10 protein-coding genes are annotated in these 14,659 nt (G+C 67.0%); 8 read left to right on the top strand and 2 right to left on the bottom strand.

The annotated features are described in order from the left end of the window. Positions 1-158: 158 nt before the first annotated feature. The 4 genes from F0U60_RS26460 (at position 159) to F0U60_RS26445 (ending at position 3,366) form a co-directional block, all read left to right on the top strand. Positions 159-1,379: a hypothetical protein gene (locus F0U60_RS26460; protein ID WP_395824909.1), complete on the top strand. Its 1,221-nt coding sequence runs from the start codon at positions 159-161 to the stop codon at positions 1,377-1,379. A gap of 17 nt (positions 1,380-1,396) precedes the next feature. Next, positions 1,397-1,726, top strand: coding sequence for an FmdB family zinc ribbon protein (locus F0U60_RS26455; RefSeq protein ID WP_395824907.1), 330 nt, complete (start codon positions 1,397-1,399; stop codon positions 1,724-1,726). Positions 1,727-2,023: 297 nt separating this feature from the next. Continuing rightward, positions 2,024-2,614, top strand: coding sequence for a hypothetical protein (locus F0U60_RS26450; RefSeq protein ID WP_395824904.1), 591 nt, complete (start codon positions 2,024-2,026; stop codon positions 2,612-2,614). 11 nt (positions 2,615-2,625) lie between these two features. Further along, positions 2,626-3,366: a hypothetical protein gene (locus tag F0U60_RS26445; protein ID WP_395824901.1), complete on the top strand. Its 741-nt coding sequence runs from the start codon at positions 2,626-2,628 to the stop codon at positions 3,364-3,366. A gap of 62 nt (positions 3,367-3,428) precedes the next feature. Here the strand turns inward: F0U60_RS26445 and F0U60_RS26440 are convergent, their stop codons facing one another. Next, positions 3,429-4,169: a PHP-associated domain-containing protein gene (locus F0U60_RS26440; protein ID WP_395824898.1), complete on the bottom strand. Its 741-nt coding sequence runs from the start codon at positions 4,167-4,169 to the stop codon at positions 3,429-3,431. Between the two features lie 65 nt (positions 4,170-4,234). Further along, positions 4,235-4,510, bottom strand: coding sequence for a hypothetical protein (locus F0U60_RS26435; RefSeq protein WP_395824895.1), 276 nt, complete (start codon positions 4,508-4,510; stop codon positions 4,235-4,237). Between the two features lie 208 nt (positions 4,511-4,718). Here F0U60_RS26435 and F0U60_RS26430 point away from each other — a divergent pair, with 208 nt between their 5' ends. The 4 genes from F0U60_RS26430 to F0U60_RS26415 all read left to right on the top strand — a co-directional run bounded on the left by F0U60_RS26430 (position 4,719) and on the right by F0U60_RS26415 (position 14,625). Beyond that, positions 4,719-4,910, top strand: a complete 192-nt coding sequence (locus tag F0U60_RS26430; protein ID WP_203404795.1) for a hypothetical protein — start codon at positions 4,719-4,721, stop codon at positions 4,908-4,910. A 255-nt stretch (positions 4,911-5,165) separates the two neighbouring features. Beyond that, positions 5,166-9,791, top strand: a complete 4,626-nt coding sequence (locus F0U60_RS26425; protein WP_395824891.1) for a HEAT repeat domain-containing protein — start codon at positions 5,166-5,168, stop codon at positions 9,789-9,791. Positions 9,792-9,802: 11 nt separating this feature from the next. Next, entirely contained in the window at positions 9,803-11,362 is a 1,560-nt protein-coding gene (locus F0U60_RS26420) for an NACHT domain-containing protein (RefSeq protein ID WP_395824888.1), read from the top strand. After that, positions 11,251-14,625 carry a HEAT repeat domain-containing protein gene (locus F0U60_RS26415; RefSeq protein WP_395824885.1) on the top strand — a complete coding sequence of 1,125 codons (3,375 nt, stop codon included), beginning with the start codon at positions 11,251-11,253 and terminating at the stop codon, positions 14,623-14,625. Before F0U60_RS26420 ends, F0U60_RS26415 begins: the two co-directional genes overlap by 112 nt. Positions 14,626-14,659 lie beyond the last annotated feature (34 nt).

The raw sequence follows: 14,659 nt of genomic DNA, 5'->3' as shown, positions 1-14,659 counted from the left end.
CCGAACGAACGGGATGCATGCACCCCCGTTCGGGTGTAACACCGACTTGCACCGTCTTCTGGCTGTTTAGATTGGGGCCCGTCGGATTCATTGACACCCGTCTGCCAGCAAAGATAGAGGCACCCGGCCTCGTAAACGAGCATTTTTCCGCAACTTTCATGAACAGTCACTGGCAGAGACAGCGGCAACCCGATGACGTACCCACCCCGGTGGCGGTGGCGGTCTCCGACTTTTGTCGGCGAGCCAAATCGCCTGCAACCCCCACCGAGGTGCGCGAGGCGCTCGCCCTGCTGTCCGAGGCCGACGACTTCCGTGTACGAACCTTGACGGACAGTGAGCCGGCCGCGACGCCGCTCGGACCCTTTGCCGTGGTGGATGTGCTCCAGGGAACGGAGCCCTCGCTCGCCGCGGTGCGGCAGGGGTGCGGCTACTATGAGGTGGTGCAGGCGCTGGCCCGCGTCCATGAAGAGAAGCGGCCGCCTGCGCCTGCGCCGGCTCCGGAAATCCCCTCCTTCGCGACGCCCGCTCCCCGGGCCGGCGTGCCAGCCCCTGTGCCCGCCAAGCCGGAGAAGGCGCCCAAGACGGCCGGAGAGACGCTCCAGCAGCGGATTGCCCCCCGCAAGCGCACCGCGGAGCTGGCCCCGCCGGAGTCGGACTACGATGAGGCCGAGGCACCGAGCTTCCTCAAGCGCGATCTGCCGAAGCCCCGCGGGCGCTTCACCCGCCTGGACGCCCCCAAGACGAGCCTCCAGGAGCTGACGCGCTCCTCCGGCAAGGAGACGCTGGAGGCGGCGCTGGAGTCCCACGAGCACCGCTTCGCCCTGCTCAAGTCCTTTGCCCAGCAGTACAGCGGCGCTCGGGGTGAGTTGTCGCTGGCGGAGCTGGAAGGAGTCCTGAGGTCTCACGGGTTGATGGAGGCCATGGAAACCCGCGAGCGCACGGCCATCCTCGCCGCCTTTACGGATCAGCGCGGCGCCGCCGGCCGGGTCAGCTGGGCCCTGGGGCTTAGCCCCTCCGAGCTCAACCAGCTCGAGGCGAAGCTCGGCATCTCCCGGGAGGTTGAAGAGCTGCGCGAGCGCTTCCGCCGCGAGGCCCTCACCGCGCGCAACCTCACCCAGCGGTTGGATCTGCTCGGTCGCGAGAAGTACCTGGCGGACCTGGGAATCAAGAAGCGTTTCACGGACATGCTCCGCAGGGAGCTCGAGGTGCTGGTGCGCGACGAGCTCCCGGGGGCGAAGACCCTTGCCCAGCTCGCTGAGACGGTGGCCCGTAAGCACGGTGCCCCGTCGGAGCTGGTGCTCCGCGCCCTCGAGCGCCTGGGAGTGGCCGAGGAGCTGCGGAAGCGGACCTCGGACAACTCCCCTCACTCCACGCCTTAGAAGGAAGAGGCTCAGCCATGCCCATCTACGAGTACGCCTGCAAGTCCTGTGGAAAGATGATCGACGTCCTGCAGAAGGTGAGCGACCCGACGCCGGAGACCTGCACCGCATGTGGCGCCCAGGGCTCGCTCAGCAAGGTCGTCAGCCGCTCCAGCTTCGTCCTGAAGGGCGGCGGCTGGTATTCGGACCTGTACAGCTCGACCAAGAAGGACGGCAGCTCCTCCACCAGCTCGTCCTCCTCCTCTTCTTCTTCGAGCTCCAGCAGCAGCAGCTCGTCGGATTCGGGCTCGAGCTCCTCCAGTTCGTCGAGCACCCCGGCGGCGGCCGCCTCTGGCACCAAGAGCTGAGCGGCTGAAAAGTCGCGTGGGCCCTGGAGCGGGGGGAAACTGGCACCCGTGCCATTTCCTCCCTCCAAGCGCCCACCTCGCCATTGCGTGCTCTGTGGCCATCCGGAGCTGATCGACGCCCGGGGCCTGGGCCGCTTCCTGCTCGTTCCGGATCCCGACGGCCGGGGTCCCATCTGTCCGCCGTTAAAGGGCTGTGGTGTGCAACGGCAGAGAGAACGCGATAACGCATCGCTGACGCCGAGCCCCCGCTGAGCTAGGAAGGGCCCCTCCCGCGTAGTCAAGCCGAGGTGTGCCCGAATGCTGGTTCCCCTGCTGCTCGCGTCACTGTTCGCCGTTACCCCCGTCGAGTCGGCTCCCGCCGCCGATCCGACGGTGTCCTTCGCTCGCTCCATGGAAGGCCGCCACGCGCGGCTCCTCGAGGGGTTGGAGCTGGCGGCTACCTTCAAGCCCTCCGAGACGCCACCGCTCCGCCTCACGGACGCGATGCGCTTCGGTCTCATGGACGCTCCCCTGCCCCTGGACACCGGCGGCGGCGTGGACGCGGAGACGCGTCAGGTCCTCGCGCTCGTGCTGGGGTTGATCATCGGCTTCGGCACGGGTCACCTGGTGGCGAGGGATCGCGACGGCTTCATCCTGTTCCTGGTCATAGACCTGGCCATCATCGTGGTCAGCAGCGTCTTCCGGTTCGCCGTGGGCGGCTGGTTCTGGGGGCTGGGTGGCCTCGCGCTGCTCATCTCGCACGTCATCCAGGGCATCGACGCCCTGGGCAAGGCGGGCGGGCCGCGCCTCGTGGAGCAAACACGCCAGAGGGCGGTGGAGGTGGCAGACGTCTCGCGCGGACGCGATGCCCCGCCCGTCACCACCCGTGCTTTCGCCTTCACCTTCTGACCGAGGTCCCTGTGAAACGACTCCTTGCCCTGCTCGCCCTCGTTCCCTTGGCGCTGGCCACCGGCTGCGCGAGCCAGACCCTGCTCAGCGCGGAGGATCGGACGAAGCTCCAGCACGATCTGACCACCGGCCCGTCCTCCGAGCGCTACCTGAAGGCCTCCAGCTACATCACCCCGTTCTTCGGGGACTCGTCGAAGCGGCTGCTGACGCCCTACCCGCCTGAGGAGGTGCGGCTGCTCAATGACACCAAGGGCAACCCCATCAACCCCGGCCCGGCACAGGCGCTGATGCCGGCTGGCACCCAGGTGCGCGTGCTGAAGGTGGAGTTCCCCACCGCTTGGGTAATGGCGGAGCGAGTGCTGTACTCGCCGCGCACGCAACCCTGGGTGTACCTGGACGTGAAGGGCGCGCCGCCGGGGCCTCCGGTGATCCTCGTGCTCCCGCCGCAGCTCAAGACGAAGGAGGAGGTGCTGGCCGAGCTGGATCGGCACCTGCTGGCGCAGGATCCAACGCCGAGGATCTCCAAGTTCCAGTCGCGCTTCCAGGACGCCCTTCGGCAGAAGAAGGTGCTGGAGTACATGCCTGAGGCTGCGGTGGAGATGTCCTGGGGTCCGCCGGAGAGCATCCGTCGCACGCTGGACGGGCAGCAGGTGCACCAGGAGTGGGCCTACCCGGGAGGTAAGCGTCGGGTGTTCATCACCGACGGACTGGTGACTCGGGTCGACGAGGGCACGCCCGCCGCGACGAAGTAGACAGACTCTCTCCCTCGACAGGTCCCCTCTCCCTACTGGGAGAGGGAGCATGCGCACCTCAACTAACGGCGACGCCGTCCACCACCGCCGCCACCACCCCCGCGGCGCTTGCCACCGCCCCCACGGGCGGCCTGGGCCTCGCCCGGGCGAGTGAGCCGGGGCAGCTCGCCGGCCATGACGGGGAAGAAGTCCCCGGCCAGCAGCGCGGCCACCAGCTGTGCCTGCGTCTGGATGGGGTTCTTGAAGAAGGTGGCGCCATAGCCCACCTCGTCGAGCGAACCCCGAGCGTCGCTGCCACCAGTGCACGGCAGCTTGAGCGCCTCCGCGGCCTCCACGGCCAGGTCATTCGACGTCTGCTTCACCCGGGCGTTGTAGCCCTCGACGGCGCACAGCACCCCGCTCAGCGAGCGGACATAGTCCATGGCCGGGTTGGGCGTATCGCGGTCATACGGGCGCGCCGCCACGATGGCCGCACCCAGCGAGCGCACCTTCGGCAGGCACTCGGCGGCGCTCCACGGCTTCTCGCGGTTGCTGCCCCACATCTGCACCGGCTCGGGCGCCAGCTCCGGCTTCGGGAAGAAGCACAGGTACTGTCCCCGGTCGGTGATGAGCTCCAGACCGACGAAGACCTTCACCTTGGACTTCGCGCCGATCTCGAAGAGCTCGTCACAGCCGTCCTGGGTGTTGGTCTCAGTGAAAGCCACGCCGTCCAGACCGAACAGCGCGGCACGGTCCAGGACCGCGCGCGGATCCAGGTCGCAATCCTTCGAAAGGTAGGAATGCGCGTGCAGATCGATGAGCATGTGCGCCGCTCCCTAACAGGCTCCCGTGGGAGCTGTCGAGTCTCGGCGCACCACCCCGCCCACAATCAGGCGTACGCGTACCCCTGGAGGCCCGTCTGCTTCGTCTGGGTGTTCTTCTCCTCGTGGGTGCGGATGAGGTAGCCCATCAGCATCAGCGACGAGGTGTTCTCCAGCACCCGAGACGGGTCCTTGGAGATGAGGTTGGCGCTGTAGTTGAGGAAGAACTGGGCCAGGTCCTCGCCCGCTTCCTTGACGATCAGCGCATTCAGCGCGGCGGGATCCATCGTCCGGATCTCATTGATGAAGTCCACCGCCAGGTCCTTCTTGGTCTTCACGTCCACGGCCATCCCCCTTCGCCCATCCCCAACCCGAGGGCCCCTCCCTCAGGCGCCAGATCCAGCGACCCTCGAAATCTAGGCACGTCCCCCCGGGCGGGAACCCCCGGCCCCTCCCTGGCGCCTACAGGTAAGCTTTTTTGACACCTGTGAATAGCGCGCGATAACCTTCCTCACACTCAGTACGAAAATAACACAGCGCAAGGAGTGGAAGATGTTCACGGGCGTGAAGGTGTTCTCCGCGACGAAGGCGAAGGAGCGGGAAGAGCTGGGTGAAAACGTGACCCGCTGGATCAGGAGCAACTCGGATCTGGAGATCGTTGACCGGGTCGTGTGCCAGTCGAGTGACAACGAGTTCCACTGCTACACGCTGGTCCTCTTCTACAAGCACAAGTCGCAGCCGTAGCCGTTCCCTGAGCCGCACGTCTCGCGGATCACCCCCATCAAGCGCGGCTCCGTCGGATCTCCCCCAGGCCGACGTCGAGCGCGCCTCATCTCCCCTTTGCCGGACAGCCCCTCGGTCGGTCCGTGACGCGGTCCCTCCATCCGCGCGCCGGCCGGGCCCCCTGCCCTGTTCTCCGCCGAACGTCTGGAGCTGTTCACAGGTCAACGACTCAAAGGCCGCCCGTGCGATTTTCCACGGCGATTAGAGTCCGCGGCCATGGAGAACTCCCAGGTTGAGCTGGCGGAAGTGGAAGCGCTCTACCGGAAGACGGTGAGGGATGCGTTCGAGAGCCTGAGCTTCAAGGGCCTCACGCCCACGGGCCAGCCGGTGAGCCTGCCGCTCGAAGAGGTGTATGTCGGGCTGAAGCTCCTGGCCGAGGTTCCCGAGGTAGTGGATGACCTCAGCGCCGCCGAGCGCAGGCTCCTTCAGGATGCAGAGCAGCAAGGCCGCCTAGAGGAGGAGCAGGACCGGGAGCTGGACGGCTTGCGCTACCGACGCTGGCGGGAAGAGGCTCGCGGCGAACAGACGCGCCTCCAGCGCCGGAGCCTCGATGCCACGCAGGTGGAACTGGAGGAGCCCGTCATGGTCCTGCTGGGAGACCCGGGCTCCGGCAAGACGACGCTGCTCCACTACCTGGCCCTGCGCGCTATCGGGTCGGAGCAGGCCGAGCGCAAGGGACGTCTGCCCCTCTTCGTCCCACTCGCCGCGTATGACGAGTACCTGAGACGCACGGACGACACCGCCACGCTCGAGCAGTTCCTCGCCCTCCACTGCACACGCTGGAGCCACTTGAGCGGCCTGGAGTCGCTGTTCCACCGGGCCCTGGAGGAAGGCCGGGCCCTGGTCCTGCTCGACGGCTTGGACGAGGTGCTGGAGCTGACAACGCGACGGCGCGTGGCCCAACAGGTCAGCGACCTGCTTCAAAAGTGGGAGGGCCGGGGCAACCGCTTCGTGCTCACCAGCCGCTTCATCGGCTACCGCGAGGTCCGGCTTCCGGGCAGATGGCCGCACTACATGGTGCTGGATTTCGGCCCGGAGGAGATTGAGCGGTTCGCGCACAAGTGGAGCGAGGCGTTCGAGGTGCTGGCCGCGGGGGGCGAGCGCTCACCGGGGGTGCTGCAACGTGCGCGGCAGGAAGCGCGGGCCTTGCTGGCGGACGTGCACAGTAAGCCGGGCGTGGAGCACCTGGCCTCCAATCCCCTCCTCCTGACGATGCTGGCGCAGCTGCGACGGCAAGAGGGGCAGTTACCAGCTCGACGGATAGAGCTCTACGCGCGCTACGTGCGCATGCTGCTGGAGCATTGGGCCGAGCGAATCCAACCCGAGGTGGCCCACCAGCACTTGATGGACCTGGCGCTGTGGCTTCAGCGCCACCGGCCCAGCGGCACGGCGCGACAGAGCGACCTGAAGGCCCTGCGTCATCAAGAGATGCGCAATATCGCTGGACTGCTCGGCGAGCGAGGCCACGATGCCTATGGCTTCCTGCATCTGACCTTCCAGGAGTACTTCGTGGGGCGGGCCCTGGCGCGCGAATCCCCAGAGAGCCGGTGGGAGCTCCTCCGGCCCCACCTGCATGACCCGCGTTGGCACGAGCCCCTCTTGCTGTGTGCCGGTCAGCTCGGAGTCCTTGAGCACCGGGAAGACGAGGTGGATGAGCTGGTGGAGAGAATCCTGGGGGCAGGCAGCGAGCACGAGGAGGTGCTCCACCGGGATTTGTTCCTGGCGACTGCGGTGCTCGCGGAGGGCGTCACGCGCTCCAAGAGGATGCTGAGCGACATGACGACGCGACTCAAGGCCTTGCGAACGGCGCGGGTGCCCTCGGTTCGTCAACACGCACTGGCGGGAATGGCGCAGTTGATGCGGCTGGGACATGAGCCGGCAAAGGAGGTGTTCCTCGCCTGGGTCAATGAGCGGCCCTATGAAGATGAAATCATTGAAGCCGTAAAGAAGCTGCCCCACGGAGCGTTTCCCGCGGAGTTTCGCGAGACACTGGTCAGTTGGGCGATGAGCCCCAAGATTCGGGCCACGGCGGTGGGCGCGCTGCGTGCCATGGATGACAGCGACGGCTACCTGCGGCAGGCCCTCCTCTCCAAGCTCAACGACGAGGACGAGGAGTCGCAGGTACGAAGTGCATCGGCCTGGACGCTGGGAGACATTGCAGGCAGTGACGGAGCCGTGCGGCAGGCCCTCCTCTCCTGGTTCACTGATGAGGGCCCCCATGTGCGTCGAGCGGTAGCCGAGGCGCTGAGGGCCGAGGCGGTCAACGATGGGGCCTTGCGTCAGGTCCTGCGCTCCCGGCTCACCGACGAGAACCCCCATATCCGTGAAAGCGCAACCAAGGCGCTGGAAGACGTGGTGGACAGTGACGAAGCCGTGCGGAAGGCCCTGCTCTCCCGGCTCACCGACGAGGAGCCCGATGTGCGTGAACTGGCTGCCAAGACGTTGGGCTCCGTGGTGGGCCACGACGAAGCCGTGCGGCAAGCCCTCCTCGCTCGGCTCACCGACGAGGAGCCCGATGTGCGTGATGCGGCAGCCAAGGCGCTGGGAGCCGTGGTGGGCAGCGATGGCGCCGTGCGGCAAGCCCTCCTCGCTCTGCTCGACGACGAGGAATTCTCTGTGCGTCGAGCGGCAGCCAAGGCGTTGGGAGCCGCGGTGGGCAGCGATGGCGCCGTGCGGCAGGCCCTCCTCGCCCAGCTCGACGACGAGGACTCCTCTGTGCGTGAAGGAGTAGCCGAGGCGCTGGCGACCGTGGCGGGTAGCGACGAAGCCGTGCGCCAGGCCCTCCTCGCTCGGCTTGCTGACGAGGACCCCTATGTGCGTCGAGCGGCAGCCGAGGCGTTGGGGGCCCTGGTAGGCTGCGATGAAGCCGTGCGCCAGGCCCTCCTCGCGCTGCTCGACGACGAGCGTTCCGAAGTTCGTGGAGCGGTATCCGGGAGCTTGGGAGCCGTGGTGGGCAGCGACGAAGCCGTGCGCCAAACCCTCCTCTCCCGGCTTGGCGGCGAGCGCCAGCAGGTGCGTAGCGAGGCGATCCGGGTGATGGGAGCCCTGGTGGGCCGCGACGAAGCCGTGCGCCAGGCGATCCTCTCCCGGCTCGACGACGAGGACTGGGAGGTGCGTCAAGCGGCAGCCGAAGCGCTGGGAGCCGTGGCGGTCAGCGATGGGGCCGTGCGCCAAACCCTCCTCTCCCGGCTTGGCGGCGAGCGCCAGCAGGTGCGTAGCGAGGCGATCCGGGTGATAGGAGCCCTGGTGGGCCGCGACGAAGCCGTGCGCCAGGTGCTCCTCTCCCGGCTCGACGACGAGGACTGGGAGGTGCGTCAAGCGGCAGCCGAAGCGCTGGGAGCCGTGGCGGTTAGCGATGGAGCCGTGCGGCAGGCTCTTCTCGCTCGACTCGCTGACGAGGACAGGGATGTGCGTAGCGCGGCGGCCAAGGCACTGGGCGCCGTGGTGGGCAACGACGAGGCCGTGCGGCAGGCCCTCCTCGCCCGACTCGACGACGAGGACAGGGATGTGCGTCGAGAAGCAACCGCGGCGCTGAGTGCCGTAGCGGTCAGCGACGAAGCCGTGCGACAGACCTTCCTCGAGCGGCTCGACGACGAGGACTGGCAGGTGCGTCGAGATGCAACCGAGGCGCTGGGAGCCGTGGCGGCCTGTGATGGAGCCGTGCGGCAGGCCCTCCTCGCCCGGCTCGATGACGAGTCCTACCCTGTGCGTAGCACGGCGGCCAAGGCACTGGGAGCCGTGGCTGTCAGTGATGAAGCCGTGCGGCAGGCCTTCCTCGCTCGGCTTGAATGTAAGGACTGGATAGAGTGGCAAGAGGTAGCCGAGGCACTCGAACCCCTGGTGGGCAGCGACGGAGCTGTACGGCAGGCCTTCCTCGCTCGGCTCGACGAACACGTGGCCTCTCAGATACGTGAAAAGGCAACCAAGGTGCTGGGATCCTTGGTGGGCAGCGACGACGCCGTGCGACAGCTCCTCCTCTCCCGGCTCACCGACGAGCACACCGGTGTGCGTCGAGAGGCAGCCGAGGCGCTGGGAGCCGCGGTAGGCAGCAACGACGCCGTGCGGCAGGCCCTCCTCGCGCGGCTCACCGACGAGTCCTCCTATGTGCGTAGGGCGACGGCCAAGGCATTGGGCGCCGTGGTGGGCAGCGACGAGGCCGTGCGGCAGGCGCTCCTCGCTCGGCTCGACGACAAGGACTGGGATGTGCGAGCTGCAGCGGTGATGACTCTTTCGGAGAAGAGTCGTGCCGAGGATGTTCCCATCGAATCCTTCATTCCCTGGCTAGGAGCTGTCGGCTTCCGCCAAGATCTATCTGAGCAGGTTCGTCGCGCGGTCGCCCAGTTCGTCGCCCTCGAGGCCCGCCACGATGAACGTTGGTTGAAGCGGTTGTTGGAGATGGTGCGTCACCCGGAGTGGCAGACGCGCCGGGGCGCTGCGATCGCACTGCTGTCCATTCCCGGGGGGCCTCCGCCCGAAGCGAAGTCGGTCCTGCTGGGCCTGCTCGAGGATCTTCGTGACGAGGGCTCCTGGGATGAACGCCTGGAAACGGTGGAGCTCCTGCTCAATGTCCGTGACCGGGAAGCGAGCGAGAAGGCCATCGACTGTGCGATGCGCGCACTCGATTACGGCGTTCAGCCCTGGCACGACGGCCTGGTGAGTATGGACGTGCGCAGCAAGGCCGCGGAGATTCTTGGACGGTTGGAGCCAACCCATCGCAATGAGCGCGTGCTCCAGCGATTGCTCCAACTCCTGCGGGAAGACGATTGGGCAGATGTTCGCGACACTGCCTACCAGGCCGTATTGCGCCTCATCGCGGCCCCTGTTGAGCGCCGCGGCGATTAGAGTCCGCGGCCATGGCGAATTCCGAGGCCGAACTGGCGGAAGTAGAAGTGCTCTACCGGAAGACGGTGAGGGACACGTTCGAGCGCCTGACCTTCAAAGGCCTCACGCATACAGAGCAACAGGTGAGCCTGCCGCTCGAGGAGGTGTACGTCGGGCTGAAGGTCCTGGCCGAGGTTCCCGAGGTGGTGGATGACCTCAGCGCCGCCGAGCGCAGGCTCCTTCAGGACGCAGAGCGGCAGGGCCGCCTGGAAGAGGAACAGGACCGGGAGCTGGACAGCCTGCGCTACCGGCGCTGGCGCGAAGCGGCTCGCGGCGAACAGACGCGCCTCCAGCGCCAGAGCCTCAATGCCACGCAGGTGGAACTGCTGGAGGAGCCCGTCATGGTCCTGCTGGGAGACCCAGGCTCTGGCAAGACGACGCTCCTCCATTACCTGGCCCTACGCGCCATCAAGTCGGAGCAGGCCAAGCGCAAGGGGCGCCTTCCCCTCTTCGTCTCGCTCGCCGCGTATGACGAGTACCTGAGACGCACGGACGACACCGCCACGCTCGAACAGTTCCTCGCCCTCCACTGCACACGCTGGAGTCACCTGAGCGGCCTGGAGTCGCTGTTCCACCAGGCCCTGGAAGAAGGCCGGGCCCTGGTTCTGCTCGATGGCTTGGACGAGGTGCTGGAGCTGACGACGCGGCGGCGTGTGGCCCAACAGGTCAGCGACCTGCTTCAAAAATGGGAGGGCCGGGGCAACCGCTTCGTGCTCACCAGCCGCTTCATCGGCTACCGCGAGGTCCGGCTTCCGGGCAGATGGCCGCACTACATGGTGCTGGATTTCGGCCCGGAGGAGCTCGAGCGGTTCGCGCACAAGTGGTGCGAGGCTTTCGAGGTGTTGGCCGCGGGGGGCGAGCGCTCGGAGGAGGTGCTGCAACGTGCGCGACAGGAGGCGCAGGCCTTGCTGACGGACGTGCGCAGCAAGCCGGGCGTGGAGCACCTGGCCTCCAATCCCCTCCTCCTGACGATGTTGGCGCAGCTGCGGCGGCAGGAGGGGCAGTTACCGGCTCGGCGGGTAGAGCTCTATGAGCGCTACGTGCGCATGCTGTTGGCGCACTGGGCCGAGCGAATCCAACCCGAGGTGGCCCACCAGCACTTGATGGACCTGGCGCTGTGGCTTCAGCAGCACCGGCCCAGCGGCACGGCGCGACAGAGCGACCTGGTGAAGGCCCTGCGTCATCAAGAGATGCGCAATATCGCTGGACTGCTCGGCGAGCGAGGCCACGATGCCTATGGCTTCCTGCATCTGACCTTCCAGGAGTACTTCGTGGGGCGGGCCCTGGCGCGCGAATCCCCGGAGAGCCGGTGGGAGCTCCTCCGGCCCACCTGCATGACCCGCGTTGGCACGAGCCCCTCTTGCTGTGTGCCGGTCAGCTCGGAGTCCTTGAGCACCGGGAAGACGAGGTGGATGAGCTGGTGGAGAGAATCCTGGGGGCAGGCAGCGAGCACGAGGAGGTGCTCCACCGGGATTTGTTCCTGGCGACTGCGGTGCTCGCGGAGGGCGTCACACACTCCAAGAAGAGACTGAGCGATGTGATGGCGCGGCTCGAGACCTTGCGAACGGCGCGGGTGCCCTCGGTTCGTCAACACGCACTGGCGGGAATGGCGCAGTTGATGCGGCTGGGACATGAACCAGCAAAGGAGGCGTTCCTCGCCTGGGTCAATGAGCGGCCCTATGAATGGAAGACCATTCGAGTTGTGATGAAGCTGCCCCACGAAGCGATTCCCGCGGAGCTTCGCGAAAAACTGGTCCATTGGACGGTGAACCCCGAATTTCGGGCCATGGCGGTGGGCGCGCTGCGCGCCATGGATGACAGCGACGGCTACGTGCGGCAGACCCTCCTCTCCAAGCTCAACGACGAGGACGAGGAGTCGCAGGTGCGTATGTTCGCGTCCTGGACGCTGGGAGACATTGCGGGCAGTGACGGAGCCGTGCGGCAGGCCCTCCTCGCTCGGTTCACTGACGAGGATTTCCATGTGCGTCGAGCGGCAGCCGTGGCGCTGAGGGCCGAAGCGGTCAGTGACGGGGGCTTGCGTCAGGTGCTGCTCACCCGGCTCACCGACGAGAATCCCCATATCCGTGAAGGGGCAGCCACGGCGCTGAAAGACGTGGTGGGCGGCGACGAAGTCGTGCGACAAGTCCTGCTCACCCGGCTCACCGACGAGAACCCCGACATGCGTGAGGCGGCTGCCGAAGCGTTGGGCTCCGTGGTGAGTAACGACGACTCCGTGCGGCAAGCCCTCCTCGCTCGGCTCGCCGACGAGTCATTCGAGGTGCGTTATAAGGCAGCCAAGGCGCTGGGAGATGTGGTGGGCAGCGACGGAGCCGTGCGGCAGGCCCTCCTCGCTCGGCTTACTGCTGACGCGAGCATCGCCGTGCGTCGATTCGCGGCCAAGGTGTTGGGCACCGTGGCGGGTAGCGACGGAGCCGTGCGGCAAGCCCTCCTCGCTCGGCTCGATAACGAGGAACCCTATGTGCGTGAAGGGATAGCCGAGGCGCTGAGTGCCAGGGTGTACAGCGACGGGGCTGTGCGGCAGGCCTTCCTCGCTCGGCTCGACGACGAGAACGACAGAGTGCGTCAAGTGGCAGCCGAGGCATTGAGTGCCGTGGTGGACAGCGACAGGGCTGTGCGGCAGGCCTTCCTTGATGGGCTCGACGGCGAGGATTTCGTTGTTCGTAGCACGGCGGCCAAGAGCTTGGGCGCCCTGGTGGGCAGCGACGAAGCCGTGCGACAAGCCTTCCTCTCGCGACTTGGCGGCGAGCGCCGGCAGATGCGCAGCAATGCGGTAAGGGTGCTGGGCTCCCTGGTGGGCAGCGACGGGTCCGTACGAGAGGCCCTCCTCGCCCGGCTCGATGACGAGGACCCCCATGTGCGTCAAGCAGCAGTCGAGGCATTGGGAACCGTGGTGGATCACGATGAGGTCGTGCGGCAGACCCTCCTTGCCCACGACGACGAGGACCCCGACGTGCGTAGCGAGGCCGTCAAAGCACTAAGTGCCCGGGTGGGTCACGATGAGGCCGTGCGACAGGCCCTCCTCGCCCGGCTCGACGACGAGGGCCCCCATGTGCGTAGCGAGGCCGTCAAAGCGCTAAGTGCCCGGGTGGGTCACGATGAGGCCGTGCGACAGGCCCTCCTCGCCCGGCTCGACGATGAGGACTCCTATGTGCGTTATTTGGCAGCCGAGGCGTTGGAAACCGTGGTGGGCAACGACGAGGCCGTGCGGCAGGCCCTCCTCGCTCGGCTCGACGACGAGGACTCCGATGTGAGTGGGGTGGCAGCCGAGGCGTTGGGAACCGTGGTGGGCAGCGACGAGGCCGTGCGACAGGCCCTCCTCGCCCGGCTCGACGACGAGGACTCCGATGTGCGTCATGTGGCAATCGAGGCGCTGAGTCCCATGGTGGGCAGCGACGGGTCCATACGAGAGGCCCTCCTGGTTCGGCTCGACGACGAGGATCCCCGTATGCGTCGAGTGGCAGCCGAGGCGCTGGGAGCCGTGGTGAGCAGCGACGAAGCTGTGCGGCAGACCTTCCTCTCCCGGCTTGCCCTGGCCGACGAGGACCTCGCGGTGCATCGAGCGGCGGCGGAGGCACTGGGATCCGTGGTGGGCAGCGACACGTTCGTGAGTCAGGTCCTCTTCTCCCTGCTCACCAACGATCGCCTGTGTAGAGATGTTGCCCCCCTACTGGGAGCAGTGGCGGTCAACAACGAGGCCGTGCGGCAGGGCCTCATCACTCGGCTTGACGACGAGGAATGGTGGGTGCGTCGGGATGTCGCCGAGGCGCTGGGGGCCTTGGCGGTCAGCGACGGAGCCGTGCGGCAGGCGCTCCTCGCTCGGCTCGAGGACGAGCACCATCAGGTACGTAGCGTGGTAGCCGAGGCGCTGGGGGCCTTGGCGGTCAGCGACGGAGCCGTGCGGCAAGCCCTTCTTGCTCGGCTCGAGGACGAGCACCATCAGGTACGTAGCGTGGTAGCCGAGGCGCTGGGGGCCTTGGCGGTCAGCGACGGAGCCGTGCGGCAAGCCCTTCTTGCTCGGCTCGACGACGAGACCCGCGATGTACGTGTCGAGGCAGTCAAGGCACTGGGAGCCGTGGTGGGCAGCGACGAGTCCGTGCGGCAGGCGCTCCTCGCTCGGCTCAATGATGAGGAATGGAAGGTGCGAGTTGCATCGGTGGTGACTCTTTCGGAGAAGAGTCGTGCCGAGGATGTTCCCATCGAGTCCTTCATTCCCTGGTTGGGAGCTGTCGACTACTTCTCAGCAAGTTTGTCTGAGGAGGCTTGTCGCGCGGTCGCCCGGGTTGTCGCCCTCGAGGCTCGCCGCGATGAACGTTGGTTGAAGCGGTTGTTGGAGATGGTGCGTCACCCGGAGTGGCAGACGCGCCGGGGCGCGGCGAGCGCACTGTTGTCCATTCCCGGGGGGCCTCCGCCCGAAGCGAAGTCGGTCCTGCTGGGCCTGCTCGAGGATCTTCGTGACGAGGGCTCCTGGGATGAACGCCTGGAAACGGTGGAGCTCCTGCTCAATGTCCGTGACCGGGAAGCGAGCGAGAAGGCCATCGACTGTGCGATGCGCGCACTCGATTACGGCCTCCAGCCCTGGTACGACGGCAATGTCGGTGGGAGCGTGCGCAGCAGGGCCGCGGAGATTCTCGGACGGTTGGAGCCAACCCATCGCAATGAGCGCGTGCTCCAGCGATTGCTCCAACTCCTGCGGGAAGACGATCGGGCAGAAGTTCGCGACGCCGCCTACCTGGCCGCATTGCGCCTCATCGCGGCTCCTGTTGAGCGTCAGTAAAGGCCCGAAGCCAGACCTCCAGCCCCGTCAATCG

This window comes from Archangium minus, assembly GCF_044360475.1.
In the GTDB taxonomy this organism is placed as follows: Bacteria; Myxococcota; Myxococcia; order Myxococcales; family Myxococcaceae; genus Archangium; species Archangium minus.
Note: the sequence above shows the minus strand (reverse complement) of the source record. Positions and strands in the feature narration are given on the sequence as shown.